This window comes from Hydrogenophaga palleronii NBRC 102513 (assembly GCF_001571225.1).
In the GTDB taxonomy this organism is placed as follows: Bacteria; Pseudomonadota; Gammaproteobacteria; order Burkholderiales; family Burkholderiaceae_C; genus Hydrogenophaga; species Hydrogenophaga palleronii.
Genome location: NZ_BCTJ01000015.1, coordinates 1 through 25,315, shown reverse-complemented (window position 1 = coordinate 25,315; position 25,315 = coordinate 1). Strand labels below are relative to the sequence as shown.

Annotated in this window: 25 protein-coding genes; 10 read left to right on the top strand and 15 right to left on the bottom strand. The window is 67.3% G+C overall.

All coding sequences use genetic code 11. From position 1 onward, the window contains the following. Window positions 1-161 precede the first annotated feature (161 nt). The 4 genes from HPA01S_RS12180 to HPA01S_RS12165 all read right to left on the bottom strand — a co-directional run bounded on the left by HPA01S_RS12180 (window position 162) and on the right by HPA01S_RS12165 (window position 3,668). Window positions 162-914, bottom strand: coding sequence for an SDR family oxidoreductase (locus tag HPA01S_RS12180; RefSeq protein WP_066270443.1), 753 nt, complete (start codon window positions 912-914; stop codon window positions 162-164). Between the two features lie 14 nt (window positions 915-928). Continuing rightward, the gene (locus HPA01S_RS12175) at window positions 929-1,714 is read right to left on the bottom strand and encodes an ABC transporter permease (protein ID WP_066270291.1); all 786 of its coding nucleotides are present in this window, start codon (window positions 1,712-1,714) and stop codon (window positions 929-931) included. Window positions 1,715-1,763: 49 nt separating this feature from the next. Next, entirely contained in the window at window positions 1,764-2,759 is a 996-nt protein-coding gene (locus HPA01S_RS12170; RefSeq protein ID WP_066270441.1) for an ABC transporter substrate-binding protein, read from the bottom strand. Between the two features lie 72 nt (window positions 2,760-2,831). Further along, window positions 2,832-3,668: an ABC transporter ATP-binding protein gene (locus HPA01S_RS12165; protein ID WP_066270289.1), complete on the bottom strand. Its 837-nt coding sequence runs from the start codon at window positions 3,666-3,668 to the stop codon at window positions 2,832-2,834. Window positions 3,669-3,890: 222 nt separating this feature from the next. Here HPA01S_RS12165 and HPA01S_RS23350 point away from each other — a divergent pair, with 222 nt between their 5' ends. The 6 genes from HPA01S_RS23350 (at window position 3,891) to HPA01S_RS12140 (ending at window position 9,833) form a co-directional block, all read left to right on the top strand. Further along, window positions 3,891-4,061, top strand: a complete 171-nt coding sequence (locus tag HPA01S_RS23350; RefSeq protein ID WP_169801527.1) for a hypothetical protein — start codon at window positions 3,891-3,893, stop codon at window positions 4,059-4,061. A 187-nt stretch (window positions 4,062-4,248) separates the two neighbouring features. After that, window positions 4,249-4,731, top strand: a complete 483-nt coding sequence (locus HPA01S_RS12160; protein WP_066270288.1) for a MarR family winged helix-turn-helix transcriptional regulator — start codon at window positions 4,249-4,251, stop codon at window positions 4,729-4,731. Between the two features lie 74 nt (window positions 4,732-4,805). Then, window positions 4,806-6,272, top strand: a complete 1,467-nt coding sequence (locus HPA01S_RS12155) for an efflux transporter outer membrane subunit (protein ID WP_066270437.1) — start codon at window positions 4,806-4,808, stop codon at window positions 6,270-6,272. A gap of 76 nt (window positions 6,273-6,348) precedes the next feature. After that, window positions 6,349-7,638, top strand: coding sequence for an HlyD family secretion protein (locus HPA01S_RS12150; protein ID WP_066270284.1), 1,290 nt, complete (start codon window positions 6,349-6,351; stop codon window positions 7,636-7,638). 25 nt (window positions 7,639-7,663) lie between these two features. Continuing rightward, on the top strand, window positions 7,664-9,292 hold the full coding sequence (locus HPA01S_RS12145) for a DHA2 family efflux MFS transporter permease subunit (protein WP_084360652.1): 1,629 nt from the start codon (window positions 7,664-7,666) through the stop codon (window positions 9,290-9,292). A 196-nt stretch (window positions 9,293-9,488) separates the two neighbouring features. Then, window positions 9,489-9,833: a heavy metal-binding domain-containing protein gene (locus HPA01S_RS12140; protein ID WP_066270282.1), complete on the top strand. Its 345-nt coding sequence runs from the start codon at window positions 9,489-9,491 to the stop codon at window positions 9,831-9,833. A gap of 121 nt (window positions 9,834-9,954) precedes the next feature. Here HPA01S_RS12140 and HPA01S_RS12135 read toward each other — a convergent pair whose 3' ends face one another. Next, window positions 9,955-10,560: a glutathione S-transferase family protein gene (locus tag HPA01S_RS12135; protein ID WP_066270432.1), complete on the bottom strand. Its 606-nt coding sequence runs from the start codon at window positions 10,558-10,560 to the stop codon at window positions 9,955-9,957. Between the two features lie 114 nt (window positions 10,561-10,674). On the opposite strand from HPA01S_RS12135, the gene HPA01S_RS12130 reads away from it, so the two are divergent. Next, on the top strand, window positions 10,675-11,649 hold the full coding sequence (locus tag HPA01S_RS12130; protein ID WP_066270280.1) for a helix-turn-helix transcriptional regulator: 975 nt from the start codon (window positions 10,675-10,677) through the stop codon (window positions 11,647-11,649). A gap of 9 nt (window positions 11,650-11,658) precedes the next feature. Here the strand turns inward: HPA01S_RS12130 and HPA01S_RS12125 are convergent, their stop codons facing one another. After that, window positions 11,659-12,858 carry a lytic murein transglycosylase gene (locus tag HPA01S_RS12125; RefSeq protein WP_066270278.1) on the bottom strand — a complete coding sequence of 400 codons (1,200 nt, stop codon included), beginning with the start codon at window positions 12,856-12,858 and terminating at the stop codon, window positions 11,659-11,661. Between the two features lie 199 nt (window positions 12,859-13,057). Between HPA01S_RS12125 and HPA01S_RS12120 the strand changes: the two genes are divergently transcribed. From HPA01S_RS12120 to HPA01S_RS12110, 3 genes are read left to right on the top strand one after another with little or no spacing between them, the layout of a single operon-like run. Further along, a complete protein-coding gene (locus HPA01S_RS12120) occupies window positions 13,058-13,606 on the top strand; it encodes a DUF4256 domain-containing protein (RefSeq protein WP_066270428.1) in 549 nt (182 codons plus the stop codon). 20 nt (window positions 13,607-13,626) lie between these two features. Next, window positions 13,627-13,896 (top strand): hypothetical protein, encoded by a 270-nt coding sequence (locus tag HPA01S_RS12115; protein ID WP_066270273.1) that lies wholly within the window; start codon window positions 13,627-13,629, stop codon window positions 13,894-13,896. Between the two features lie 4 nt (window positions 13,897-13,900). Continuing rightward, the gene (locus HPA01S_RS12110; RefSeq protein WP_066270271.1) at window positions 13,901-14,431 is read left to right on the top strand and encodes a GNAT family N-acetyltransferase; all 531 of its coding nucleotides are present in this window, start codon (window positions 13,901-13,903) and stop codon (window positions 14,429-14,431) included. Between the two features lie 60 nt (window positions 14,432-14,491). Here the strand turns inward: HPA01S_RS12110 and dnaJ are convergent, their stop codons facing one another. The 9 genes from dnaJ to HPA01S_RS12065 form a co-directional block, all read right to left on the bottom strand. Continuing rightward, complete coding sequence (gene dnaJ / locus HPA01S_RS12105; RefSeq protein WP_066270269.1) at window positions 14,492-15,628, bottom strand: molecular chaperone DnaJ; 1,137 nt, start codon at window positions 15,626-15,628, stop codon at window positions 14,492-14,494. 82 nt (window positions 15,629-15,710) lie between these two features. After that, a complete protein-coding gene (gene dnaK, locus HPA01S_RS12100; protein ID WP_066270267.1) occupies window positions 15,711-17,651 on the bottom strand; it encodes a molecular chaperone DnaK in 1,941 nt (646 codons plus the stop codon). Between the two features lie 89 nt (window positions 17,652-17,740). Then, window positions 17,741-18,307 carry a nucleotide exchange factor GrpE gene (gene grpE, locus HPA01S_RS12095; protein ID WP_066270265.1) on the bottom strand — a complete coding sequence of 189 codons (567 nt, stop codon included), beginning with the start codon at window positions 18,305-18,307 and terminating at the stop codon, window positions 17,741-17,743. Between the two features lie 311 nt (window positions 18,308-18,618). Next, window positions 18,619-18,963 (bottom strand): winged helix-turn-helix transcriptional regulator, encoded by a 345-nt coding sequence (locus HPA01S_RS12090; RefSeq protein ID WP_066270263.1) that lies wholly within the window; start codon window positions 18,961-18,963, stop codon window positions 18,619-18,621. Window positions 18,964-19,128: 165 nt separating this feature from the next. Then, a complete protein-coding gene (locus HPA01S_RS12085; protein WP_084360649.1) occupies window positions 19,129-19,662 on the bottom strand; it encodes a MarR family winged helix-turn-helix transcriptional regulator in 534 nt (177 codons plus the stop codon). Between the two features lie 24 nt (window positions 19,663-19,686). After that, complete coding sequence (locus HPA01S_RS12080) at window positions 19,687-21,384, bottom strand: acyl-CoA dehydrogenase family protein (protein ID WP_066270262.1); 1,698 nt, start codon at window positions 21,382-21,384, stop codon at window positions 19,687-19,689. Then, complete coding sequence (locus HPA01S_RS12075) at window positions 21,381-22,121, bottom strand: ABC transporter ATP-binding protein (protein WP_066270258.1); 741 nt, start codon at window positions 22,119-22,121, stop codon at window positions 21,381-21,383. Before HPA01S_RS12075 ends, HPA01S_RS12080 begins: the two co-directional genes overlap by 4 nt. Before the next feature lie 144 nt (window positions 22,122-22,265). After that, the gene (locus HPA01S_RS12070) at window positions 22,266-24,035 is read right to left on the bottom strand and encodes a branched-chain amino acid ABC transporter ATP-binding protein/permease (RefSeq protein WP_066270256.1); all 1,770 of its coding nucleotides are present in this window, start codon (window positions 24,033-24,035) and stop codon (window positions 22,266-22,268) included. Window positions 24,036-24,174: 139 nt separating this feature from the next. Beyond that, window positions 24,175-25,215 carry a branched-chain amino acid ABC transporter permease gene (locus HPA01S_RS12065; protein ID WP_066270254.1) on the bottom strand — a complete coding sequence of 347 codons (1,041 nt, stop codon included), beginning with the start codon at window positions 25,213-25,215 and terminating at the stop codon, window positions 24,175-24,177. Between the last annotated feature and the right edge of the window lie 100 nt (window positions 25,216-25,315).

Below are 25,315 nucleotides of genomic sequence, written 5' to 3'. Positions count from 1 at the left end.
AGGCCGCGTTCGTTGAACACGGGCGCGTTGGCTGCTGCGGTGGGTTTGTTGATGGTGGCGGTACTCATGGTCTTCCTTTCAGAGTGAGAGGGCGCTTGAAACGGTGGGGCCGGATGTGCCATGAAACCGGCGGTGCCGGCCCGCTGGCACGGGGTTGTTTTTCATTGCATGGCGAAGCCGCCGTTGACCGGCAGCAACTGGCCCGTGATGAAGCCGCTGGCCTGGGTCAGCAGGAACAGCGCAGCGGCGTTCACGTCTTCGGGCACCTGGGGCCGCTGGATCGCGCGGCCCTTGAGGTAGTGCTCGTGCCGCTCCTGCGGCACGTAGGCGGTAGCTTCCACCAGCGTCAGGCCGGGGGCGATGGCGTTGACGGTGGTGCCGTCTTCGCCCATCTCGCGCGCCAGCGATTTCGTCATGGCGATCACCGCGCCCTTGCTCGCCACGTAGGCCAGCAGGTTGGGTGCGCCCCACAGCGCGGTGTCCGACGCCAGGTTGACCACGCGGCCGCTGCCGCTGGCGGCCAGGTGCGCTCGCGCGGCGGCGGTCACGAGCCAGGTGCCGCGCACGTTCACGTCCATCACCAGGTCCCAGGTCTCGGCGCTGAGCTGGTTCATGCCCTTGCCGCCCGAGTTGGTGATGGCGGCGTTGTTGATCAGGCCGTCGAGGCCACCGAGCCATTGCGCGGCGGCATCGACGCCGCTGCGCACGCTGTCCGCGTCGAGCAGGTCGAGCGGCACGTAGTGGGCGTTGGGGCCGAGGTCTTGGGCCAGTTGCTGGCCGGCTTCGTGCAGCACGTCGCTGATGACCACGCGCGCGCCGGCTTGCACCAGCGACTGCGCGAAGCTCGCGCCCAGACCGCGCGCGGCGCCGGTGACCAGCACGCGGCGGCCGCTGAGAACAATTTCCTGGGCCATGCTGTGGTGCTCCATCAGGCCACGCGCCGCTCGGCGCTGGGCAGGTAATGCAGGACGCGTTTCTCGGCGATCACCACCGCGTAGTACGCCACGATGCCGATCACCGTGAGCGCGCCGATGACCACGAACACACCGGCGGTGTTGCCCTGGCCTTCGAAGAACACCAGCAGGTAACCCAGGCCCATGTTGCCGCCCACGAGTTCACCGACGACCACACCGATCACCGCCAGCGTGCTGGCGATGCGCAGGCCCGAGAACAGCGGCGGCAAGGTGGTGGGGAACTCGACCATGCGGAACACCTGCAGCCGGGTGGCCGAGAACGAACGCGCGAGGTTGATCAGGTCGTGGTCCATGGTGCGCATGGCCGAGAGCACGTTGATGAGCACCGGGAAGAACACGATCAGCACGGCCACCAGGATCTTGGGGTACATGGTGTAGCCCAGCCACATCACGAACAGCGGTGCGAACGCCACCTTGGGCGCGATCTGCAGCGCCAGCAGGTAGGGCGAGAGCACGGCCTCGACCTTCGGCGAGAGGCCCAGAGCGTAGCCGATCAGCGCGCCCAGCAGCGAGCCCAGGATGAAGCCCACCACCACTTCCGCCGCGGTGATGCCCGAATGCCAGAGCAGGCGCTCGGTGCCCCAGATGCGCACGGCCTCTTCCCACACGCGCGAGAAGGGCGGCAGCACGAACTCGGGCACGCCCAGCAGGCCGGGAACGTATTCCCAGACCGCCATGAACACCACCAGCACCAGCAGGCTCCAGAGCACCGTGGAGTAGCGTTGCAATACGTCTTTCATCTCGCGACTCTCAAAAGCAGGTAGAAGCAGGAAGGGAAGAGGGCGCGGCTTACTTGGCCGTCACGAACTGGTTCGTGTAGAGCTCCTTGAGCGGCGTTTCCTTCGGCACCACGCCGTTGGTGACGTAGAACTTCTGCAGTTCGCTCAGGCGCGTTTCGTCCATCGTGCCGGGCACCTTCTGCGCCGCGTACACGTATTTGTTGAACAGCTCGAAGGCCGTCTGGATGCTGGCTTCCTTGCCCTTGTGCATCGGCACATGCGCCACGTAGGTCGCCGTGGCGGCCTTGGGGTCGGCCATGATGTCCTTCATGCCCTTGAGCGTGGCGCGCACCAGCTTCTGGATCAGCTGCGGGTTCTTGGCAATGGTGTCGTCGGACGCGAGGATGGCCTGGGCCATGCTCTTGAAGTAGAGGTCGGCGGGCATGATGTCGACCTGCGCGCCGGCGTCCATGGCGCTCACCGTCCAGTCGGGCACACCGGCCATCGCGCTGGCCTTCTTGGCGGTGAACTGCTGCCACACACCTGCCGGGCCGGCGGCCTGGATGTTCACGTCGTTCTTGGTCAGGCCGACCTTGCTGAGCATGCCCAGCAGGGCGTAGTAGGTGGTGTCGGTGTAGGCCAGCACGGTCACCGTCTTGCCCTTGAGCTCGCGCGGGCTTTCGATCTTCTCGTCCTTGTGGCTCACGAGCTGGGTGAGCGAGCCGGCGCCGAGCACCGCCACAGCCTTCACCGGAATGCCCTGCGCGCGCGCGATGATGGGCGTGTCGCCGATGGCGCCGCCGATGACGGCATTGCCCGCGCCGATCTGCTTGGCCACGTCCACGCCACCGCGTGCGGTGACGAAGTTGACCTTGAGGCCTTCCTGTTCGTAGTAGCCCTTGGCCTGCGCCACCATCCACGGGCCAAAGGCCGGCAGCGTGGCGGGCGCGGGCAGCAGGTAGGTGATCTCCTGCACCTGTGCGTGGGCGGCCAGCGGCGAGACCAGCGCCGCGGTGGCGAGCAGGCTCAGGCAGGCACGGCGGGTTCCGTTGAAAGTGCGGGTCATCTTCATGGCAGCTCCAGTGGGTCGGCTAAATGAAAGGGAAGAAAGAGAGGGAGGGAGGGAGGGAGGGGGGGATCAGTGCACGTCGGTCTGCGCGTCGAGCTTGAGCAGGTCCATCAGGCGGCTCACGTAGTCGCCCACGTCGGGGTGCTTGCGGCGCGCCATCGGGTTGGCGCGGTCGGGAATGTCGACCACGATTTCTTCCACGATGGTGCCCGGGCGCTCGCTCATCACCAGGATGCGGTCGGACAGCGCGACGGCCTCGGCCAGGTCGTGGGTGATGAAGAGCACGGTCTTTTTGTGTTCGGCCACGGTGCGCGCCAGGTCCTGCTGCAGGATCATCTTGGTCTGCGCATCGAGCGCGGAGAAGGGCTCGTCCATCAGCAGCACGATCGGGTCGACCGCGAGCGTGCGCGCCATCGCCGCGCGCTGGCGCATGCCGCCGGAGAGCTGGTGCGGGTAGCTGTTGCCAAAGCCCTTGAGGTGGCATTGCGCCAGCAGCCTGGTGGAAATGGCGGCGCGGTCGGCGGCCTTCACGCCGCGCAACTCCAGGCCGAACTCCACGTTCTGGGCAATCGTGCGCCAGGGCATGAGCAGGTCTTTCTGCAGCATGAAGGCGACGTGCTTGTTCGGGCCGGTGACCACTTCGCCGTTGACCTTCACCGTGCCGGCCGAGGCCTTGGCCAGGCCCGAGCCCATGTTGAGCAAGGTGCTCTTGCCGCAACCCGAGGGGCCGATCAGCGAGACCACCTCGCCGGGCTGGATCGACAAGGTCACGTTGCGCGCGGCGATCACCTCGGGGTTCTTGCCTCGGGCGGGAAAGCGCTTGTCCACGCCGATGAATTCGATCGCGGGATGCAGACCGCCGGGGGCCGTGGCGGTTGCGCGGGAGCCGTGAAGTGCGTCGTTCATGGGGAGCCTGCGGTGGGTTTTATGTTTTGTATATGAAACGTTGATTCATTACGGAATCAATGCTAGGGCTGTCGCCGTGCTTTGTCTGGAAAAACCTACTACCGCAGCGGGGTATTGGCACGGGCCTGCGCTGCCCGGGAGCGCCCCTCGTGATGGCCTTGGCGGAAGGTCTCGCGGTCTATGGCCTAATAACGCCTTTGCAATTTCTCTCAGGAACCTGACATGGGCAACAAAATCGTCACTGAAGCCGACCGCAAAGCCACCCCCCGTCCGACGCCCGTCGCCGGCGTGAGCCTGACCACCCCGGGTCGTGGCCAGCGCGTGAGCCTGGAGCGCGGCGTCGCCACGCGCAGCAAGAAAAACCCGGGCAAGCGCTCGAAGAAGGGCGGCTGATCGCCCACTGGCCCATCCGGCCAGGCCCATGAAAAAAGCCCGCATCGCGGGCTTTTTTCATGCGCGTTGCGTTGTGCGGTCGAGGGCATCCGGCCGGCGCATATTTCATTTGTCACATTACTTGTCATATCAGTAGTTGCCTAGGCATGTACATTGGAGGCCTTCGCCATCCAACTGTTGCCCCTGCATGCCAGACCCCAACGCTCCCGCACGCTTTTACGAAGGCGGCCACTACACCCCCGAAGAAAGCGTGGGCTTCCTGCTCAAGCGCGTGCTGATGTCCTTCGTCTGCCAGGCCGACAAACGCCTGTGCGACCACGACCTGACCTCGGCGCAGTGGAACCCGATGATGAACCTGCGCATGCGCGGCACCGCCACCGTGGCCGAGCTGGCGCGCTGGTCGATGATCGACGCCGGTGCCATGACGCGCCTGCTCGACCGGCTGGAGAAAAAAGGCCTGTGCAAACGGATGCGCTCCACCGAAGACCGCCGCGTGGTGATGGTGGAACTCACCACCGAAGGCCGCGCCACCATGGAACATGTGCCCGAGGTGCTGGCCGATGTGATGAATCGGCACCTGGCGGGTTTCTCTGAGGCCGAGTGGCAGCAGTTGCTCGCGCTGCTGACCCGCATGGTCGCCAATGGCGACGCCCAGCGCGAGGCGGGTTGAGGCGAACACAGCCGCTCCGTCCGCTTCCTTTTCTGAACCTGTTTTCCCCTCCCAGTGAACCAATGGTCCCCACCATGAAGCACCATCTTTGCCCTTCTTTGCCCGCCACCAGTGCCCGTCGGCTCGGTGCCGCCGTCTCGCTTGCCGTTGTGGTGTTGCTGGCCGGTTGCGCCAGCAGCGCCGGCATTGGCTCCCAGGCCAGCGTTCTCGATCCCCAGGCCATCGGCCTGGCCCAGCCCACGGGCAATAGGCCGGCCGAGCCGCTGGTGGCCAGCGACTGGTGGCGCAGCTGGGGTGATGCCCAACTGAGCGCCGTGATCGAACAGGCTCTGCAATCGCAGCCCTCGCTCAAGGTGGCGCAGGCCCGGCTGCGGCGCGCCGAGGCCGCCACTTCGGGCGAAGAAGCGGCCGACGGCCTGAAGATCAACGGCAGCGCCGACGTGACGCGCCAGCGCTTCAGCGCCACCAACATCTACCCGCCACCGCTCGGTGGCTCGACCCGCACGCTGGCCAACGCGCAACTCGCCGGCAGCTGGGAGTTCGACTTCTTCGGCCTGCACCGCTCGGCCATCGAAGCCGCGGTGGGCAGCGAACGAGCTGCCGCCGCCGACCTGCAGGCCGCGCGCAACGTGCTCGCCAGCAACGTGGCACAGACCTATGTGCAGCTCGGCCGCCTGCTGGCGCAGCGCGAGGTGGCGCAACTGGCGCTGACGCAGCGCGAGCAGATGCTCGGCCTGATCCGCCAGCGCGTTGATGCCGGCCTGGACACGCGCGTGGAACTCAAGCAGGGAGAGGGCGCCTTGCCCGATGCGCGGGTGCAGATCGAACAGCTGGACGAACAGATCGTGGCCGCCCGCCACGCACTGGCCGCGCTGGCCGCCCAGCCTCCCAAGCACTACGCGCAGTTGCGGCCAGACCTGCAAAGCCTGAAGCCCCTGGCCCTCCCCGAGATGCTGCCGGCCGACCTGCTGGGCCGCCGTGCCGACATCACTGCCGCACGCTGGCGCATCGAGGCGGCCACCCAGGGCGTGAGCGTGGCCAAGGCGCAGTTCTATCCCAACGTGAGTCTGACGGCCTTCATCGGTCTGTCCAGCATCGGTCTGGACCGACTGATCAACTCCGGCAGCCAGCAGTACGGCATCGGCCCTGCGATCCACCTGCCGATCTTCGACGCCGGCCGCCTGCGCGCACAACTGCGCACCCGCAACGCCGACCTCGACGCCGCGGTGGAGAGCTACAACGGCGCCGTGCTCGAGGCCGTGCGCGACACCGCCGACCAGCTCAACGCGCGCCAGTCGCTGGAACGCCAGCGCGAGCAGCAGGCGCAGTCGCGCAGCGCCGCCGAAGCGGCCTACGACATCGCCACCCAGCGCTACCGCGCCGGCCTGAGCAACTACCTCACGGTGCTCAGCGCCGAGACCACGCTGATCAACCAGCGGCGCCAGACGGTGGACCTGCAGGCGCGCGCACTGTCGACCCAGGTGGCGCTGGTGCGTGCCCTGGGTGGCGGCTACACGGCCGACGAACCGCTCGCGCGCTGACCACACGCCGACACCTGCCCCATCTTTCCTTTCCCATTTTTCTTTCCTGCCTCGCGCACCGATACCGGAGCCCCTCATGAACGCCACCACCGACAACGCCGCCCAACCCCAAGGCAACCCCGCCCGCAAGAAGGCCCTTACCACCGTCGCGGCGGTGGTGGTCGCCGCCGGCCTGGCCTACAGCGCCTACTGGGCCCTGGTGCTGAACCACTTTGAAACCACCGACAACGCCTACGTGGCTGGCAACGTGGTGCAGATCACGCCGCAAGTGGCGGGCACCGTGGTCGCCATCAACGCCAACGACAACGACCACGTGAAGGCCGGCCAGTGGCTGGTGCGCCTGGACCCGACCGACGCGAAGATCGCACTTGAACAGGCCGAAGCCCAGCTCGCACAGACCGTGCGCGAAGTGCGCACCCTGTACGCCAACAACCGCACGCAGGGCGCACAGATCGCATTGCGCGAAGCCGACCTGGCGCGCGCGCAGAGCGAGCTGCAACGCCTGCAGGCCGACGTGGACCGCCGCCAGCCGCTGGTGGCCTCGGGTGCGGTTGGCCAGGAAGAGTTCAACCACGCGTCGTCGCAACTCGCCGCCGCGCGCAGCAGCGCCGAAGCCGCCCGCGCCGGTGTGCTGGCCGCGCGCGAGCAACTGGCCTCCAGCCAGACCTTGACCGAAGGCACGGCGGTGGACCAGCACCCGAACGTGCTGCGCGCTTCGGCGCGTGTGCGTGAGGCCTATGTGGCGCTCCAGCGCATGGAACTGCAGGCCCCGGTGGCCGGTTATGTGGCGCGCCGCAACGTGCAGCTCGGCCAGCGCCTGCAGGCCGGAGCACCGCTGCTGTCGGTGATCGCGCTGGACCAGGTCTGGGTCGAGGCCAACTTCAAGGAAAGCCAGTTGAAGAACCTGCGCATCGGCCAGCCGGTGGAGCTGACCGCCGACGTCTACGGCAAGAACGTGGTCTACCACGGCAGTGTGGAAGGGCTGGGCGCCGGCACCGGTGCGGCCTTTGCGTTGCTGCCGGCGCAGAACGCCACCGGCAACTGGATCAAGGTGGTGCAGCGCGTGCCGGTGCGCGTGCGCCTGGACCCCAAGGACCTGGTGGACCACCCGCTGCGCCTGGGCCTGTCGATGGAAGCGCGCACCGACGTGAGCAAGACCGACGGCCGCATGCTGGCCGAGGCCGGTGCCGCGTCGCAGGAACAGCAGACCGAGGTGTTCACGCAGGACAACCAGGAAGCCAACCAGCGCGTGCAGCAGATCATTGCGCAGAACAGTGGCACCACCACCGCCGCACAACGCAGCAGCAGTGGTGCCGGCGCTCGCGGCACGGCCAGCCTGAACGGCGCCGTGGCGCTGGCCCGCTGAACCCCCACCGGTACTGAAGCACACCATGGCCGACAGCCACGCACTTCCGGCATCCGGGGCTTTGCCCGGCGCGCCGACACCACCACCACCGCCGCCCGCACCCGCGGCGCCCGCCGGCCCGCCAGTGTTCGCACCGCTAAAGGGCGCCCAGCTGGTGATGGGCACGGTCGCCCTGTCGCTGGCGACCTTCATGAACGTGCTCGACACCTCGATCGCGAACGTGTCGATTCCCGCCATTGCCGGCGACATGGGCGTGAGCCCGGCGCAGGGCACCTGGGTCATCACCTCGTTCGCGGTCGCCAACGCGATCTCGGTGCCGCTCACCGGCTGGCTCACGCAGCGCTTCGGGCAGGTGCGCCTGTTCACCGCCAGCGTGCTGCTGTTCGTGCTGGCCTCGTGGCTGTGCGGCCTGGCGCCCAACATCGCCACGTTGATCGCTTTCCGCGTGCTGCAGGGCCTGGTGGCCGGGCCGATGATTCCGCTGTCGCAGACCCTGCTGCTGGCCAGTTACCCGCGCGCCAAGGCGGGCACCGCGATGGCCATGTGGGCCATGACGGTGCTGGTGGCGCCGGTGGCCGGGCCGCTGCTGGGCGGCTGGATCACCGACAACATTTCCTGGCCCTGGATCTTCTACATCAACATCCCGGTCGGCCTGCTGGCGGCGGCGCTCACCTGGTCGATCTACCGCAGCCGCGACCCCGGCCCGCGCCGCGTGCCGCTGGACGTCATCGGCCTGGTGCTGCTGGTGCTGTTCGTGGGTGCCATGCAGATCATGATCGACATGGGCAAGGAGCTGGACTGGTTCGAGTCGGGCGAGATCATCCTGCTGGCCGTGGTGGCGGTGGTGAGCTTCATGTTCTTCGTCGCCTGGGAGCTGACCGACAAACACCCGATCGTCGAGATCCGCCTGTTCGCGCGCCGCAACTTCGTCGCCGGCACCATGGCGCTGTCCATTGCCTACGGCCTGTTCTTCGGCAACGTGGTGCTGCTGCCGCTCTGGCTGCAGCAGTACATGGGCTACACGGCGACCTGGGCCGGGCTGGCGACCGCGCCGGTGGGCATACTGGCCATCGTGCTCTCGCCCTGGGTGGGCAAGAACGTGAGCCGCATCGACCCCCGCAAGCTCGCCACCGTGGCCTTCGTCGGGTTTGCTGCGGTGCTGTGGATGCGCTCGCACTTCAACACCCAGGCCGACTTCATGACCATCCTGATCCCGACGCTGTTGCAGGGTGCGGCCATGGCGTTCTTCTTCATCCCGCTGCAGGCCATCGTGTTCTCGGGCCTGTCACCGCAGCAGACGCCGTCGGCCGCCGGCCTCTCGAACTTCGTGCGCATCACGGCCGGCGCAATCGGCACCTCTCTGTTCACCACCGTGTGGGAGAGCCGTGCCGCCTTGCACCACGCGCAGCTGACCGAAGTCATCAACACCGGCAACGACACCGCGATGGCCACGCTGCAGCAGTTCATGGCCAGCGGCATGAGCCGCGAGCAGGCGTTGGCCAGCATCGACCGCCTGATCAACCAGCAGGCCTACACCCTGGCGGTGACCGATCTGTTCTACCTCTCGGCCGCGTTGTTCTTCGTGCTGGTGGGCGTGATCTGGCTGACCCGGCCGACGCTGGGTGCGGCGGTGGATGCTGGCGGGGCGCATTGAAAGGGGTCATCCCTTGCGCGGCTGCGCCGCTTCCCCTCTCTCGCCTTCGGCGGGTGGGGGACGACACCTTGGGCCGGCTTGGCCGGACCCTCGGTGTCCCTGGACGGTGAGTACTTCGCTCGGGCGGCTCGATGCGCATGGCCTGCGCTACCATGACCTGGCACCCGCCGTGCGGTGCGACAGCGGGAGCATTCACATGGGCTGGTTCTCCAAAAGCAAGGACGGTTTTTTCCTCAGCACGACCCTGCCCGAGGGCGTGCAGCGCAGCCAGTACCTGGGTATCGTGCACGGTGAGGCCATCATCGGCGCCAACATCTTCCGTGACCTGTTCTCGTCGGTGCGCGACGTGGTCGGTGGCCGCGCCGGCGGCTACGAGCGCGCCCTTTCGGGTGCGCGTGATGCCGCCATGGAAGACCTGATCGAGTCGGCGCGCGAGATGGGCGCCAACGGCGTGATCGGCATCGACTTTGACTACGAGGTGCTGGGCGAGACCAACGGGATGATGATGGTCGCCGTCAGCGGCACCGCGGTGAAGCTGTAAAACACCCCCGCCGCGCTTCCGCGCGTCCCCCTCAAGAGGGGGCGCACCCTTGGACCGGCGGAGCCAGATCCTTGGGTGCTCTGGATGAAGTCCTTCGCGCCGGAGACGTCGAGCCTGGCTGTCAGGCGTCGATCTGCATCGCCGGTCGCGCCTGCACTTTCCCCAGCCAGTTGAGCACGCTCGTGTGCTGCTGCACCGGCGCACCGATGTAGGCGCTGTAGCCGATCACCGAGCCCACGATCAGGTCCACCAGCGAGTACGTGTCGCCCAACAGCCAGGGCTGCTGCGCCAGGCGCGCGTCGAGCAGGGCCAGCAGTTCGTTCAGTGCTTTGTGGGCGGCGGTGCCATGTGCATCGTCTGGTGTGCCCATGTCGCGCGCGGTCTGCAGGCGCACCAGCTGGGCGCCATAGGTCACGTAAGACCAGGCGCTCCACGACATCGCCTGCAGGCGCTCGGGCGTGCCGGCGGCGGGCCACAGGCCTTTCTCCACACCGTACTGCTCACCCAGCCAGACCTCGATGGCCAGGGCCTCGAACATCGGCGCACCGTCCACCGTCAGCGTGGGCACCTTGCCGTTGGGGTTGAGGGCGAGAAAAGCCGGGCGGCGCTGTTCGCCGGTGGTGATGTCGACCTTCACACGGTCGTGCGGCACGTCGAGTTCGGCGAGGGCGCAGGCGACCGGCGTGGCGCTGGACATGGGGTGCCAGTAGAAAACGATTTGGGGCATGGTGAGCTCCTGGATGGGGTTGAAGAACCGGCCCGACACCGTGCCGAGCGCGTGCCCGCACTGTCGCCCCCATTGCGGACAGTTTTGGCCCTCGATAAGCGCTAGAGTGGCGCCATGTTGTCTTCGTCCTCGCGCCTGCTGCGCGTGTTGTCCCTGCTGCAGACGCGCCGCCACTGGGCTGGCGCCGAGCTGGCCGAGCGGCTGGCGGTGCACCCGCGCACGCTGCGGCGCGACATCGACCGACTGCGCCAGCTGGGGTATCCCATCCACGCCAGCAGCGGCGTGGCGGGCGGTTATGCCTTTCGCGCCGGCACCGCGCTGCCGCCGTTGCTGCTGGACGATGAAGAAGCACTGGCCGTGGCCATCGCGCTGCAGGTGGCTGCCGCCGGCACCGTCAGCGGGGTGGAAGAGAGCTCCCTGCGCGCCCTGGTGAAGCTGGAGCAGGTGATGCCCTCGCGCCTGCGCCGCCGCAGCGACGCGCTGCGCTCGGCCATCCTGCCCATGCAGCGCATCGGCCCGACGGTGGATGCGGGTGTGCTGGCCGTGCTGTCGGCGGCCTGCCGCGACCAGTTGCAGGCCGGCTTTGCCTACCGCGACATGCGCGGCAACAGCACACAACGCCTGGTGGAGCCGCAGGGCCTGGTGCACACCGGCAGCCGCTGGTACCTGGTGGCCTGGGACCCGGCGCGTGATGCCTGGCGCACCTTCCGCATCGACCGGGTGGAGGGCATGCCGGCCACCGGGGCGCACTTTGCGCCGCGTGCCGCGCCGGACGGTGACCTGCGTGCCTATGTGTCGGGCACGCTGGCGGGCGTGCACCAGGGTGACGAGGCGCGCGTGGTGCTGCACCGCTCGCGGGCGGTGATGGCGCGCATCATTCCGCCCTCGGCCGCCACGCTAGAGGCCATTGACGACAACCGCTGCCTCATGCGTTGCGGCGTGGGGCAGGGTGACTCGATGGACTCCCTGGTCTATTGGCTGATGGCCATGGACGTGGACTTTGACGTGCTGCAGCCAGCCGTGCTGAAAGAGCGCATGCGCGAGGCCGGCAAGCGCCTGGCGCGCAACCTGGAACGCAACGGCGGCTGAGGCCGCGCTTCAGCTGCCGCGCAGGGTCTTCAGCAGCTTCTGGCCGGCGCGCCCATTCACTTCCTGGCCCAGGCGTTCCTGCTCGGCGCGGATCGCCACGCGGCTCTTGTCGCCCAGCATGCCGTCCACCTCGCCGATGTCGTGGCCGCGCGCGATCAGCAGGGTCTGCACCTCGCGGCGTTCGGCGCGCGACAAGCCGGGGTCGTCGGTGGGCCAGGGGGTGACGAAGCGGCCACCACCACGCAGGCGGTCGGCCAGGTGCGCGATGGCCAGGCCGTAGCTCTCGGCCGCGTTGTAGCTGTAGATGGCGTCGAAGTTGCGCAGCACCAGGAAGGCCGGGCCTTGTGGGCCGGCGGGGGTGAGCAGGCCGGCGCTGCCGTTGCCGCTGCCGGGCAGGGGTGAGCTGTCAACCAGGCGCAGGCCGCGCTCAGCCCAGTCGGCCATGGTGCGTTTGGTGCGGCGGCCTTCGCCGCTGGTGTTGAAGCCCGATGGCAGCTTCACCTCAAAGCCCCACGGCTGGCCGTTCTGCCAACCGGCCTTGGCGAGAAAGTTGGCGGTGGAGGCCAGCGCGTCGGGTGTGCTGTCCATCAGGTCGGCCCGGCCATCGCCGTCGAAGTCCACCGCCAGCCGCTCGAAGGTGCTGGGCATGAACTGCGTGTGGCCGAAGGCGCCGGCCCAGGAGCCCACCAGCCGGTCGGCCGTGATGTGGCCGGCCTGCAGGATGCGCAGCGTGGCGTAGAACTCGGTGCGGAAATACGCCTGCCGGCGCCCGAAGCAGGACAGCGTGCCGAGCGACTGCACCAGCGGCGACTTGCCGAAGGTCTGGCCGAAGTTGCTCTCCACGCCCCACACCGCGACCACCGTGGCGGGGTCGACGCCGTAGCGTTCGTTGACGCGCGCGAGCACGTCCGCGTGCAAGGCCAGCATGGCCTTGCCTTCGGCGACGCGCTGGTCGTCCACCAGGCCGGCGAGGTAGTCCCAGATCGCGGTGCGGAACTCGGGCTGGTAGTTGAGCTTGTCGATCACGCTCATGTCGGGCACCAGGCCCTGGGTGTATTGCGTGAAGCTGGCGTCGCTCACCCCCACGGCGCGCGCCGGGGCACGCAAGGTGTTGAGGCAGGTGGCGAATTCGTCGGCGGGGGCTTGGGCCCAGGCCGGTGCGGCGAGCAGCGCGGCGGACAGGAGCAGGGCAGGGTGGCGTGCGGTCATGCGGTGCATCTTAGCGAGGGTCGCGCGCGGCGGTCGCGCCGGGGCGCAGCATCGGGTAACAGCATGCACACCGGCGCGGCGGCAAACGAAAACAGGTGTGAGTTCTGCAAGAACCCGCGTACAAACTCAACACACGGTGACGGGTGGAGGGATAGTGCAGAACCCACCGATCCCGCACCGCACCACCACGGTACCCAGCATGAAAACAAGCGATCGTGAAGACCTGCAGAACAAGCTGCAGAAGCGTTTCGACAAACACCCGCGCCGCCACGAAGGCCTGGCCTGGGCCGATGTGCTGGAGCGGCTCGAAGGCGCCGGCCCGGCGGTGTGGACATCCCTGCTTGCGATGGAAGCCAGCGGTGGTGAACCCGACGTGATCGGCCGGGACCCGCAGACCCGGCAGATCCTGTTCTGCGACTGTTCGGCGGAAAGCCCGAGCGGGCGCCGCAGCACCTGCTACGACGCCGAGGCCCTGGCCTCGCGCAAGGCGCACAGGCCGGCCGACAGCGCGGGCGCCATGGCCGCCGAGATGGGCATCGAGATGCTCGACGAAGCGCAGTACCGGGCCCTGCAGCGGCTCGGCAGCTTCGACACCAAAACGTCTAGCTGGATCGCCACACCGCCCGAGCTGCGCTCCCTGGGCGGCGCCTTGTTCGGCGACCGGCGCTACGACCGCGTGTTCATCTATCACAACGGTGCGCAGTCCTACTACGCGGCGCGCGGTTTTCGCGGCCTGCTGCGCGTCTGAGCACATCCAAAGGGCACGCCATGGACGACGAACTGGAAGGCCTTTCGCGCGAGCAGCTCGTTGCCGAGGTGCGCCGGCTGCGCGACGCGATTCGCACCCACCGCGATGCCAGCGGCCATGCGCTGTGCTGGCACCACCCGGACCTGTGGGCCCTGCTGCCCGAACGCACGGCGGCCGTGCTGGAGGTGCCGGCCTGGCCGCAGTTCATGCTCGGCTGCATCCGCTACCGGCAGTCGCTGGACGAACAGCTGCCGGCGGCGAAGCGGGTGGATGTGGAGTTCAAGGGCTGAAGCGTTGGCCGACGATGCCGTGATCCAGATCCGCGAACACAAGGCCGGTGATGCCGCGCCGCGCTGGAGCGCTGCCGACCGGCGTTTGCGGGTCGAGAGCGAGCTGGAGCTGGCGCTTGTGAACGGGGGCATCACGCACCGGCCCAGGGCCGTGCGGCCCTACGAAAAGACCTACGCCATGGATGACCGGCACGCGCCCGGCAGCCAGGTTTTTGTGGCCCATGTGCACGAACGTCCGGCGGGTGAAATCCGGCTCTCGCACGCCTGGAACGGTTATGCCTGCATCAACGAACTGCTCGTGGCCCACGACCACCGGCGCCAGGGCGTGGGAAGCGCGCTGGTGCAGCACGCCATCGCCTGGTCACAAGCCCGGCGGCGCCCCGGCGTGATGCTGGAAACTCAGCACAACAACGTGGCCGCCTGCCGCCTCTACGAAGCCTGCGGCTTCCAGCTGTGCGGCTTTGACGCCGCGCTGTACCAGGGCCTGAACCCACCGGTGCACGAGGTGGCCTTGTTCTGGTACTGGCGCCCATGAAAAAAGCGACGCCGCAGCGTCGCTTTTTTTGTGCGCCATGCCTGGCGTGTTCAACCGGCTTCAGCTGAAGAAAGACTTGGCCTTCTCGAACCAGCCCTTGTCGTTCGGGCTGTGCTTGTGACCACCCTTGCGGAACGACTCGTCCAGCTCCTTGAGCAGCTTGCGCTGGTGCTCGGTGAGCTTGATCGGCGTTTCCACCGCCACGTGGCAGTACAGGTCGCCGGGGTAGCTGCTGCGCACGCCCTTGACGCCCTTGCCGCGCAGGCGGAAGGTCTTGCCGCTCTGTGTGCCTTCGGGCAGGTCGATGGTGGCCTTGCCGGCCAGCGTGGGCACGTCGATCTCGCCACCCAGGGAGGCCACCGTCATGCTCACCGGCACCTGGCAGTGCAGGTCGTCGCCCTCGCGCTCGAAGATGTCGTGCTTGCGCAGCCGCACCTCGATGTACAGGTCGCCCGACGGGCCGCCGTTCTGCCCGGGTTCGCCGTTGCCGGTGCTGCGGATGCGCTGGCCGTCGTCGATGCCGGCCGGGATCTTGATCTCCAGCGTCTTCTGCTTCTTGATCTTGCCCTGGCCATGGCACACGGTGCAGGGCTCGGGAATGATCTTGCCCTGGCCGTGGCAGGTCGGGCAGGTCTGCTGCACGCTGAAGAAGCCCTGGCGCATCTGCACCGAACCCTGGCCGTGGCAGGTGCTGCAGGTCTTCACGCTGGTGCCGGGTTTGGCGCCCGTGCCCTTGCAGGTCTCGCAGTCGTCCCAGGACGGGATGCGGATCTGCGTTTCCTTGCCGGCAGCGGCTTCTTCGAGCGTGATCTCCATCGCATAGGAGAGGTCGGCGCCGCGGTAGACCTGGCGGCCGCCGCGCTGGCCACCGCGCGCGCCACCGAAGATGTCGCCAAAGATGTCGCCGAACGATTCGGAGAAACCACCAAAGCCTTCGGCACCGCCGGGGCCGCCACGCATGTTCGGATCGACGCCGGCGTGGCCGTACTGGTCGTAGGCCGCTTTCTTCTGCGGGTCCGACAGCATTTCGTAGGCCTCTTTGGCCTCCTTGAACTTCTCTTCGGCCGCCTTGGCCGCATCACCCTGGTTGCGGTCGGGGTGGTGCTTCATCGCCAGCTTGCGGTACGCCTTCTTGATCTCGTCGTCTCCGGCGTTCTTGGGCACGCCCAGCACTTCGTAAAAATCGCGTTTAGCCATGGTCTTCTGCGTTTTGTTTCAAGCACAAACGCCGCGTCTGGTTGCCCGGACGCGGCGAATGAGGGTGGGACGCGGGCCCCGATCAGTCCTTCTTGACTTCCTTGACTTCGGCATCGACCACGTCGTCGTCGTTCGCCTTGCTGTTGCCGGCCTGCGCGTCGGCGCCTTCGGCAGCACCGCCGGCGGCAGCGGCTTCGGCCTGCGACGCGGCGTAGACCTTCTCGCCCAGCTTCTGGCTGGCGGCCATCAGGGCTTCGGTCTTGGCTTCGATCGCTTCCTTGTCTTCACCCAGGGCGGCTTCTTCCACGTCCTTCAAGGCGGTCTCGATGGCTTCCTTCTCGGCCGCGTCGAGCTTGTCGCCGTGTTCGCCCAGCGACTTCTTCACGCTGTGCACCATGGCTTCGGCCTGGTTGCGGGCCTGCACCAGCTCGACCTTCTTCTTGTCGTCGGCGGCGTTGAGCTCGGCGTCCTTCACCATTTGCTGGATCTCGTCTTCCGACAGACCCGAGTTGGCCTTGATGGTGATCTTGTTTTCCTTGCCGGTGCCCTTGTCCTTGGCGCCCACGTGCAGGATGCCGTTGGCGTCGATGTCGAACGACACCTCGATCTGCGGCATGCCGCGCGGCGAAGCGGGGATGCCTTCGAGGTTGAACTCACCCAGCAGCTTGTTGCCCGAGGCGATCTCGCGTTCGCCCTGGAACACTTTGATGGTCACGGCCGGCTGGTTGTCTTCTGCGGTCGAGAAGGTCTGTGCGAACTTGGTCGGGATCGTGGTGTTCTTCTGGATCATCTTGGTCATGACTCCGCCCATGGTCTCGATGCCCAGGCTCAGCGGGGTCACGTCCAGCAGCAGCACGTCCTTGCGGTCACCCGAGAGCACCTGGCCCTGGATGGCGGCGCCCACGGCCACGGCTTCGTCGGGGTTCACGTCCTTGCGTGGTTCCTTGCCGAAGAATTCCTTCACCTTTTCCTGCACCTTGGGCATGCGCGTCATGCCGCCGACCAGGATCACGTCGTGGATGTCCGACGCGCTCAGGCCGGCGTCCTTCAGGGCGGTGCGGCAGGGCGCAATGGTGCGCTCGACCAGCTCTTCCACCAGGGCTTCGAGCTTGGCGCGCGTGAGCTTGATGTTCAGGTGCTTCGGGCCCGACGCATCGGCGGTGATGTAGGGCAGGTTGAGGTCGGTCGCGGCCGAGCTGGAGAGCTCGATCTTGGCCTTCTCGGCGGCTTCCTTCAGGCGTTGCAGTGCGAGCACGTCCTTCGACAGGTCAACGCCTTGTTCCTTTTTGAACTCGCCAATGATGTAGTCGATGATGCGCTGGTCGAAGTCTTCACCACCCAGGAAGGTGTCGCCGTTGGTGGACAGCACTTCAAACTGCTTCTCGCCATCGACGTCGGCGATTTCGATGATGGACACGTCGAACGTGCCGCCACCCAGGTCGTACACGGCGATCTTGCGGTCGCCCTTTTCCTGCTTGTCCAGGCCGAAGGCCAGGGCGGCGGCGGTGGGCTCGTTGATGATGCGCTTGACATCCAGGCCGGCGATGCGGCCGGCGTCCTTGGTGGCCTGGCGCTGGGCGTCGTTGAAGTACGCGGGCACGGTGATCACGGCTTCGGTGACCGGCTCACCCAGGTAGTCCTCGGCGGTCTTCTTCATCTTGCGCAGGATGTCGGCGCTGACCTGCTGGGCCGAGATCTGCTTGCCGCGCACTTCCACCCAGGCGTCGCCGTTGTCGGCGGCCACGATGGAGTAGGGCATCAGGTTGATGTCCTTCTGCACTTCCTTCTCGGCGAACTTGCGGCCGATCAGGCGCTTGATCGCGTAGAGGGTGTTACGCGGGTTGGTCACGGCCTGGCGCTTGGCGGACGCGCCGACCAGCACCTCGCCGTCTTCCTGGTAGGCGACGATCGACGGGGTGGTGCGTGCACCCTCGGCGTTCTCGATCACCTTGGTGTTGTTGCCTTCCATGATGGACACGCACGAGTTGGTGGTGCCCAGGTCAATGCCGATGATTCGTCCCATGTTGTTGCTCCGATGCGAAAAATGAAATTGTGAAAAACGATGTGGGGAAGGTGTGGATAAGCGGTGGGTATTTCAAGACCGCAGGGTGCTCATTTGGGTGCAGCCACCGTCACCAGGGCCGGGCGCAGGATGCGGTCGGCGATGAGGTAACCCTTCTGCAGCACCGTCACCACGGTGTTGGCTTCCTGGTCGGCCGGCACCATGCTGATCGCCTGGTGCTGGTGGGGGTCGAACTTTGCGGCACCGATGGGGTTGATCTCCAGCACCTTGTGGCGCTCCAGCGCGCTCTTGAGCTGCTTGAGCGTGGCCTCCGAGCCTTCGCGCAATTGGGCGCTCGTGGCTTCCTGGACGGCCAGGCCGGCCTCCAGGCTGTCGGCCACGGCCAGCAGGCTTTCGGCAAAACTCTCCACCGCGAACTTGCGGGCCTTGCTCACTTCTTCCTCGGCGCGGCGGCGGGCGTTTTCGGCTTCGGCCTTGGCGCGCAGGAACTGATCGGCGAGGTCAACGTTCTGGGCCTTGAGCGTGGCCAGCTCCTGGGTGAGGGCGGACAGGGCATCGGCCTCGTTGGCGGCTTCGGCAGCAAGCGCCTCTTCGGGGCTCACGGGAACATCCTGTTGGGGCTGGGCGGCGGGGGCGTTGTGTGGTGTCTGGCTCATGTGTAAATAGTCAAAGACGTGAATTCAATGGCCCGGCAGGCCGTGCGCGTGAGTTGAGGCCAGTCCGGCCGGATTCAAGGGGTGTGGCGGCCTTTTCGCCAGCCGAAGGGGCAAATAGGCCCCTTTTTGCAGGCAGCGCCGGGGAAATGCTTGGCGCCATGGTCCCGCGGGTGCCCGGTCCGGTCGGCGCAGACGTCGTGCTGCGCGGCCTCTCGGTGTGCCTGGGGCAGGATTCTAAGTCGCGGCGTGCGGGCGGCCGTTGACGGGCCGCCGAGGGGCCGCAGTCCGATGGAGCGGGATGGCGCCAGCCGTTACGGTGCGCCGTTGCCGGACGGTGGCGTGGCGGCCGCGGCCAGGCGGGCCTGCTGCTGCGACCACTTGCCGGCGAAGGCCTGCACCTCGGTCAGCCGGCGCGCCAGCTCGCTGCCCTGGGTGGTGAGGCGGTAGCCGTGACCGGCATGGTCCACCAGGTGGGCCGCGCGCAATTGCTTGATGCGGGTGTTCAGGGTGTTGGGCGTGACGCCACCCACGCTGTCCTGCAGCAGGCGGAAGGTTTGTGGGTGTCCATCGCTCAAGGCCCAGATGATGCGCATGGCATAACGCGATTCGAGCAGATCGAACAGCTTCATCACGGCAATTTTGTCCTTGGCACTCATAGCGCAATCTCCTTGTGCGACCCGTTCGTGGCGGGTGGCTCCACTATAGGCAGGAAATGGCCGGAAAGACGACGCTAGCGCTTTAGTAGCTGTGAACGACACCACACTGTGGCGTAAAGACAATGCCTAGGATTTACCCGGATTGTCCGCAGAGGTCGCCAGGTACTACCTGGCGTATACCTTTCGCAGCAATTCGTTCAGCGTCTGCAGTTCGGCGGGCGTGATGCGGTCGGTCACGGCTTGCTCCAGTCCGGTCGCGGTGGCCTGGGCCTCGGTGTAGAGCTGCAGGCCGGGCTCGGTGAGGTGCAGGCCCTGGGCGCGCCGGTCGGTGGGGTGCGGCAGGCGCGCGATCAGGCCGCGCTTCTGCAGACTCTTGATCATGCCCACCAGGTTGGGCGGCAGGATGTCGAGCGTGTTGCAGATCTGGCGCGAGGTCACGCCTGGGTTGTGTGCCACCACCGACAGCACCGAGAAGTCGACCGGGCGCAGGTCGTAGGGCTCCATGCGGCGCAGGAAGACCGAGATCACCGTCAGCGCAGCGCGGCGCGCGTTGTAGCCCAGCAGGGTTTGCAGGTAGGCGGTGTCGATCGTACCCACCGTACCCGCCGTATCGGCGCTGGCCGCCGCCCGCGATGCGCTGATGGTCTTGCGCGGCGGCCCGGTGCGGCGCAGGGTGTTGGCGGTGGAGTTGTCGGCCATGGTCGTGTGGGGTAGACGGGCTGTTCAGGCCTCAGCCAGTGTGTTGTCCATGAGTGTCATGCGCATCTCGAATTCCGGCCAGACCCAGCGCCAGAAGGCGGCCCCGGCCGACGGCTTGCCACCGCTCTCTGCGGCCGCGATGCGCGACCACGCCCAGGCCATGAGCAGCAGCGCCAGCGCGCGCAGGAAATCGTCGGCGAGCCAGTATGGGCGATCAACCGATGCAGTGCCCTGGGGGGTAGTCGCGGCCACCACGGCGTGCCGCACGAAGTGCTCGAAGCGCTCCAGGGCCGCGCGGGCGCGTGGGTCGGCGCTGTCCTCGGCCAGCTCGGCCAGCAGCGCGCGCAGGGAGGCTGCGCCGTCGGGCAGGGTCTTGCGCACCAGCAGGTCGATGGCCTGGATTTCGTTCGTGCCCTCGTAGATCATCGACACGCGCGCGTCGCGCACGTGTTGCTCGATGCCCCATTCGCGCACATAACCGTGGCCGCCGAACACCTGCAGGCAGGCGCTGGCGCCGCTGAAGGCCTGTTCGGTCCAGGCCGACTTGAGCACCGGCGTGACCAGGCTGCACCAGCGCGCCGCGGCGTCGCGCCGTGCCGCATCGGGGTGGTGTTTCTGGATGTCGAGTTCGAGCGCGGTGCGGTAGGCGATCACGCGCCCGGCGTCGATCCAGGCGCGCTGGGTGCCGAGGATGCGCTGCATCGCCGGGTGCAGGGCGATCAGGTCCGCCTCGCCCACCTTGCTGCTGGTGCCGGGGGCGCGCATCTGGCGGCGCTCCTGCGCGTAGGCGCTGGCCTTCTGCCAGGCGGCGTCGAGCAGGCCCACGCCCTGCAGGCCCACCAGCAGGCGTGCCGAGTTCATCATCACGAACATGGCGTTGAGGCCCTTGCCGGGCTCGCCGATGATCGCGGCGCGGGCTGCGTCGAAGCGCATCACGCAGGTCGGGCTGCCGTGCAGGCCCATCTTTTCTTCGATGCGTTCGCAGTGCACCGCGCTGCGGCTGCCATCGGCTTCGAACTTGGGCACGACGAACAGCGACAGGCCCTTGGGGCCGGGCGGTGCGTCGGGCAGGCGCGCCAGCACCAGGTGCACGATGTTGTCGCTGAGGTCGTGGTCACCGCCCGAGATGAAGATCTTGGTGCCGCTGAGTGCGTAGTGCCCGTCGGGCAGGGGCAGGGCGCGGGTGCTCGCCAGGCCCAGGTCGCTGCCGGCGTGCGGTTCGGTCAGGCACATGGTGGCCAGCCATTCGCCGCTGGCGAGCTTGTCGAGGTAACGCGCCTTGAGTGCGTCCGAACCGTGGTGGCGAATGCATTCGTAGGCACCGTGCAGCAGGCCCGGTGCCATGGTCCAGCCGTGGTTGGCGGCGTTGAGCATCTCGTGCAGCACCGCTTCCAGCACGCAGGGCAGGCCCTGGCCGCCGTCTTCGGTGGCACTGGCCAGCGAGGGCCAGCCGGCTTGCCAGAAGGCCTGGTAGGCATCGCGGAAACCCGGCGGCATGGTGACGGCCCCGTTGCGCCATTGCGCACCGACTTCGTCGCCCTCGCGGTTCAGCGGTGCGACCACCTCGCCGACGAACTTGCCGGCTTCTTCGATCACTTGCGTGAGCAGGGCGGTGTCCGCGTGTTCGGCCATCGCCGGCAGTTCGGCCAGTTGTTCGTGCGCGCGCAGGACATCGAACAGCACGAAGGTATGTTCGGCCGCATGGGGTTGGTACGCGTTCATGCGGTGCTGGTTTTGCGGGCGGTGCCCAGGTAGGTCTCGATCACGCGTGGATCGCTGGCGAGTTCGCTGGCCGGGCCCTGGGCGCTGAGCTCGCCCATTTCCAGCACGTAGCCATGGTCGGCCACCTGCAACGCGGCGCGCGCGTTCTGCTCCACCAGCACGATGGTCACGCCGGTCTGGCGCAGGCGTTCGATGATGGAGAAGATCTCCTTCACGATCAGCGGTGCCAGGCCCAGGCTGGGTTCGTCGAGCATGAGCAGGTCGGGGGCCGACATGAGCGCGCGGCCCACGGCCAGCATCTGGCGCTCGCCGCCCGAGAGCGTGCCCGCGAGCTGTTCGCGGCGTTCCTGCAGGCGCGGGAAGATGCTGTAGACGTCGTCGATGCGGCTGCGCCATTTGGCGTTGCCCAGCCGCATCTGGCGGAAACCGCCGAGCAGCAGGTTGTCTTCCACCGCCATGGTGCCGAACAGCTCGCGCTTTTCGGGCACCAGGGCCATGCCGTTCATCACGCGTTCTTCCAGCGTGAGGGTGGAGATGTCCTGGCCACGGAACTCGATCGTGCCCTGGCCGGGCAGGATGCCCATGAGGGTGTTGAGCAGGGTGGACTTGCCGGCGCCGTTGGGGCCGATGACGGTGATCACGCCGCCGGGCTGGGCCTGGAGGTCGATGCCGTGCAGCACCTCGGCGCGGCCGTAACCGGCGCGCAGGCCTTTGACCTGAAGAATGGGGTTGCTCATATCGAAGTTCCGACGGTCATCGCGAGATGCGACGAGTGAAAAGATCTGTTCCAGAAGTGCCGCGGAACCGGCTTGGCCGGGCCGCAGGCGCTGTCCCCCGCTAGGGAGAAGGCGCCGAAGGCGACGCAGGGGGTGTGCATGGCCTCAGTGTTCCGTTCCGAGGTAGGCAGCGCGCACCTTCGGGTCTTGCTGCACCTGTTCCGGCGGGCCTTGCGTGAGCAGGGTGCCGAATTCCATCACCACCAGGTGGTCGCAGATCTGCATCACCAGATCCATGTCGTGCTCCACCAGCAGGATGCTCATGCCTTCGGCCTTGAGCTGGCGCAGCACGCCGGCCAGGGCCTGCTTTTCCTTGTGGCGCAGGCCGGCGGCGGGCTCGTCGAGCAGCAGCAGCGTCGGGTCGGCGCAAAGGGCGCGCGCGATCTCCATCAGGCGCTGCGGGCCCATGGCCAGGTTGCCTGCCTGTTCGTGCAGGTACTCGCCCATGCCGATGCGCTCCAGCTGGCGCTGCGCTTCACGGAACAGCTGGCGTTCTTCGGCGCGGTTGGTGCGCAGCATGGCGGGCAACACGCCCTTGCTGCCACGCGTGTGCGCGCCCAGCGCCACGTTCTCCAGCACCGTCATGTCGGGGATCATCTTCACGTGCTGGAAGGTGCGGGCCATGCCCAGCTGTGCGATGGCACGCGAAGGCTTGCCGATGACGTTGCCGCCCTGGAACTGCACTTCGCCGGCGGTGGCCGGCAGCACGCCGGTGATCAGGTTGAAGGTGGTGGACTTGCCGGCGCCGTTGGGGCCGATCAGGCCGACGATCTGGCCGGCGTGGATCTGGAAGCTGATGTCGTTCACCGCCACCAGGCCACCGAACTGCATGCGCGCCTTCCTCACGTCGAGCACCAGCTCGCCGGTGGCGGGCTTGGCGCGCTCGGGCAGGGCGGCGGCGTTCTGCCAGTCCATCGTGCGCGGCGTGGGTGCCTTGCGTTTGCCAACCACGGACCAAAGGCCATCGGGCAGGTACTTGAGCACCACCACCAGCGCAATGCCGAAGACGATCACCTCGTAGCTGCCGCTGGTGCCGATCAGCTTGGGCAGCAGCACTTGCAGCTGGTCTTCCAGCACGCGGATCAGGCCGGCGCCGACAATGGCGCCCCAGACGTGGCCGACGCCACCGATCACCGCCATGAACAGGTACTCGATGCCCATCTTCAGGCCGAAGGCCGAGGGGTTCACCGTGCGCTGGAAGTGCGCCAGCAGCCAGCCTGCGACGGAGGCGAACAGCGCCGCCAGCACGAACATGGTGACCTTGTAGCGGAAGGTGTTGATGCCCATCGCCTCGGCCATCTGCGAACCGTTCTTGAGCGAGCGCATGGCACGGCCGGCGCGCGAGTCGAGCAGGTGCAGCAGCGCGGCAACGAAGGCCAGCAGGATGAACCAGGTGAGCACGAAGAACGAGCGGCCCTGGCCGATGTCGAAGTCACCGATGGACAGGCTCTTGATGCCGAGCAGGCCGTCGTACTTGCCCAGGCCTTCGAGGTTGCCCATGGTGTAGTAGAGCGACAGGCCCCAGGCGATGGTGGCCAGCGGCAGGTAGTGGCCCGACATGCGCAGCGTGATCAGGCCGATGATGAGCGCGCTGCCGGCGGTCAGCGCCATGCCGATGAACAGCGTGATCCAGGGCGACATGCCGGTGTTGAGCGTGAGCCAGGCGGTGGTGTAGGCGCCGATGCCGACGAAGGCCGCCTGGCCGAAGGAGGTGAGGCCCCCCACGCCGGTGAGCAGCACCAGGCCGAGCACCGTCATGCTGTAGATGCCGATGTAGTTGAGCTGGGTGATCCAGAAGTCGGGCAGCGGCGCCGCCGCGAGCAAGGGGATCGCAAGGGCCAGGATCAGCAGGCCGAGGTTTTGTTTTTTAAGCATGGGATGTATCTGTCTGGCTGAGCACCGAATGCAGCGTGTGAGACAACGCCATTCCGGAACACCGCGGCACTGGCTGGGCCAGGCCGCCGGTGTGGCCTCGCGTGGAGAATTGCCGAAGGCGCTTCGGGACGGGCTTCATTCAGTGGTCCTCGTCGGAGTGTTTGCTGCGCAGCGAGCGGAACAGCAGGACGGGGAGGACCAGGGTGAAGACGATCACTTCCTTGAAGGAGCTGGCCCAGAACGAGCCGAAGGCTTCGATCACGCCGACGCCGAGGGCGGCCGCCAGCGCACCGGGGTAACTGGCGAGACCGGCGGCCACGGCGGCCACGAAGCCCTTGAGGCCGATCAGGAAACCCGAGTCGTAGAACACCGTGGTGGTCGGGCCGATCAGCAGGCCCGAGAGCGCGCCGATGAAGGCGGCCATGGTCATGGTCAGCTGGCCCGAGGCCTGCGAGGAGATGCCCATCAGACGCGCGCCGGTGCGGTTGACCGCGATGGCGCGCAGCGCCTTGCCACGCAGCGAGCGCTCGAAGTAGAGCCAGAGCATGACGATGAGCGCCACCGTGGCGGCGAAGGTGATGATCGCCTGGCCCGACAGCATGACCGGGCCGATGTTGAAGCGCGTGTCCCAGAACGCCGGGTTGCGGAAACCCTCGGCGCCGAAGAACAGCAGGCCCAGGCCGGTCATGGCGAAGTGCACACCGACCGAGACGATCAACAGCACCAGCGGCGTGGAGCTTTCCAGCGACTGGTAGGCCACGCGGTACACCAGCGGGCCGTACACCGTGACCACGGCGACGCTGAGCACGGCCTGCACCCACAGCGGGAACTGCTGCGGCGCGGCCCAGATGGCGACGACCGAGATGGCCACCGGCAGGATCAGCGTGCGGCCCGCCGCCTTGATGGCGATCAGCGCATTGCGGTGGTGCTGCCAGCGCTCGAACAGATCCATGAGCGCGGCCACGCCGGCGAGCAGCAACAGCAGCCACACGGTGCCGGGCACCTTGCCGGTCTGGAAGATGGCCAGGGTGAGCGCGCCATACGCGACGAATTCACCCTGGGGAATGAAGATGATCCGGGTGACGGTGAACACCAGGACGATGGCCAGACCCAGGAGCGCGTACACCGCGCCGTTGGTCAAGCCGTCCAGCGCAAGAATGCTGGCAATAGAAAAGTCCATAAAACCTCAACGAGAGAAAAAGACACCCTGCGAACACAGACACGCCCAATCCAGGGACACCGAGGGTCCGGCTCCGCCGGCCCCAGGTGTCGTTCCCCCT

Excerpts from the sequence above, each read along its gene's own strand:
- HPA01S_RS12180 (WP_066270443.1), bottom strand. The coding sequence starts at position 914 with ATGGCCCAGGAAATTGTTCTCAGCGGCCGCCGCGTGCTGGTCACCGGC.
- HPA01S_RS12175 (WP_066270291.1), bottom strand. The coding sequence starts at position 1,714 with ATGAAAGACGTATTGCAACGCTACTCCACGGTGCTCTGGAGCCTGCTG.
- HPA01S_RS12170 (WP_066270441.1), bottom strand. The coding sequence starts at position 2,759 with ATGACCCGCACTTTCAACGGAACCCGCCGTGCCTGCCTGAGCCTGCTC.
- HPA01S_RS12165 (WP_066270289.1), bottom strand. The coding sequence starts at position 3,668 with ATGAACGACGCACTTCACGGCTCCCGCGCAACCGCCACGGCCCCCGGC.
- HPA01S_RS23350 (WP_169801527.1), top strand. The coding sequence starts at position 3,891 with ATGGGCAACAAAATCGTCACTGAAGCCGACCGCAAAGCCACCCCCCGT.
- HPA01S_RS12160 (WP_066270288.1), top strand. The coding sequence starts at position 4,249 with ATGCCAGACCCCAACGCTCCCGCACGCTTTTACGAAGGCGGCCACTAC.
- HPA01S_RS12155 (WP_066270437.1), top strand. The coding sequence starts at position 4,806 with ATGAAGCACCATCTTTGCCCTTCTTTGCCCGCCACCAGTGCCCGTCGG.
- HPA01S_RS12150 (WP_066270284.1), top strand. The coding sequence starts at position 6,349 with ATGAACGCCACCACCGACAACGCCGCCCAACCCCAAGGCAACCCCGCC.
- HPA01S_RS12145 (WP_084360652.1), top strand. The coding sequence starts at position 7,664 with ATGGCCGACAGCCACGCACTTCCGGCATCCGGGGCTTTGCCCGGCGCG.
- HPA01S_RS12140 (WP_066270282.1), top strand. The coding sequence starts at position 9,489 with ATGGGCTGGTTCTCCAAAAGCAAGGACGGTTTTTTCCTCAGCACGACC.
- HPA01S_RS12135 (WP_066270432.1), bottom strand. The coding sequence starts at position 10,560 with ATGCCCCAAATCGTTTTCTACTGGCACCCCATGTCCAGCGCCACGCCG.
- HPA01S_RS12130 (WP_066270280.1), top strand. The coding sequence starts at position 10,675 with ATGTTGTCTTCGTCCTCGCGCCTGCTGCGCGTGTTGTCCCTGCTGCAG.
- HPA01S_RS12125 (WP_066270278.1), bottom strand. The coding sequence starts at position 12,858 with ATGACCGCACGCCACCCTGCCCTGCTCCTGTCCGCCGCGCTGCTCGCC.
- HPA01S_RS12120 (WP_066270428.1), top strand. The coding sequence starts at position 13,058 with ATGAAAACAAGCGATCGTGAAGACCTGCAGAACAAGCTGCAGAAGCGT.
- HPA01S_RS12115 (WP_066270273.1), top strand. The coding sequence starts at position 13,627 with ATGGACGACGAACTGGAAGGCCTTTCGCGCGAGCAGCTCGTTGCCGAG.
- dnaJ (WP_066270269.1), bottom strand. The coding sequence starts at position 15,628 with ATGGCTAAACGCGATTTTTACGAAGTGCTGGGCGTGCCCAAGAACGCC.
- dnaK (WP_066270267.1), bottom strand. The coding sequence starts at position 17,651 with ATGGGACGAATCATCGGCATTGACCTGGGCACCACCAACTCGTGCGTG.
- grpE (WP_066270265.1), bottom strand. The coding sequence starts at position 18,307 with ATGAGCCAGACACCACACAACGCCCCCGCCGCCCAGCCCCAACAGGAT.
- HPA01S_RS12090 (WP_066270263.1), bottom strand. The coding sequence starts at position 18,963 with ATGAGTGCCAAGGACAAAATTGCCGTGATGAAGCTGTTCGATCTGCTC.
- HPA01S_RS12085 (WP_084360649.1), bottom strand. The coding sequence starts at position 19,662 with ATGGCCGACAACTCCACCGCCAACACCCTGCGCCGCACCGGGCCGCCG.
- HPA01S_RS12080 (WP_066270262.1), bottom strand. The coding sequence starts at position 21,384 with ATGAACGCGTACCAACCCCATGCGGCCGAACATACCTTCGTGCTGTTC.
- HPA01S_RS12075 (WP_066270258.1), bottom strand. The coding sequence starts at position 22,121 with ATGAGCAACCCCATTCTTCAGGTCAAAGGCCTGCGCGCCGGTTACGGC.
- HPA01S_RS12070 (WP_066270256.1), bottom strand. The coding sequence starts at position 24,035 with ATGCTTAAAAAACAAAACCTCGGCCTGCTGATCCTGGCCCTTGCGATC.
- HPA01S_RS12065 (WP_066270254.1), bottom strand. The coding sequence starts at position 25,215 with ATGGACTTTTCTATTGCCAGCATTCTTGCGCTGGACGGCTTGACCAAC.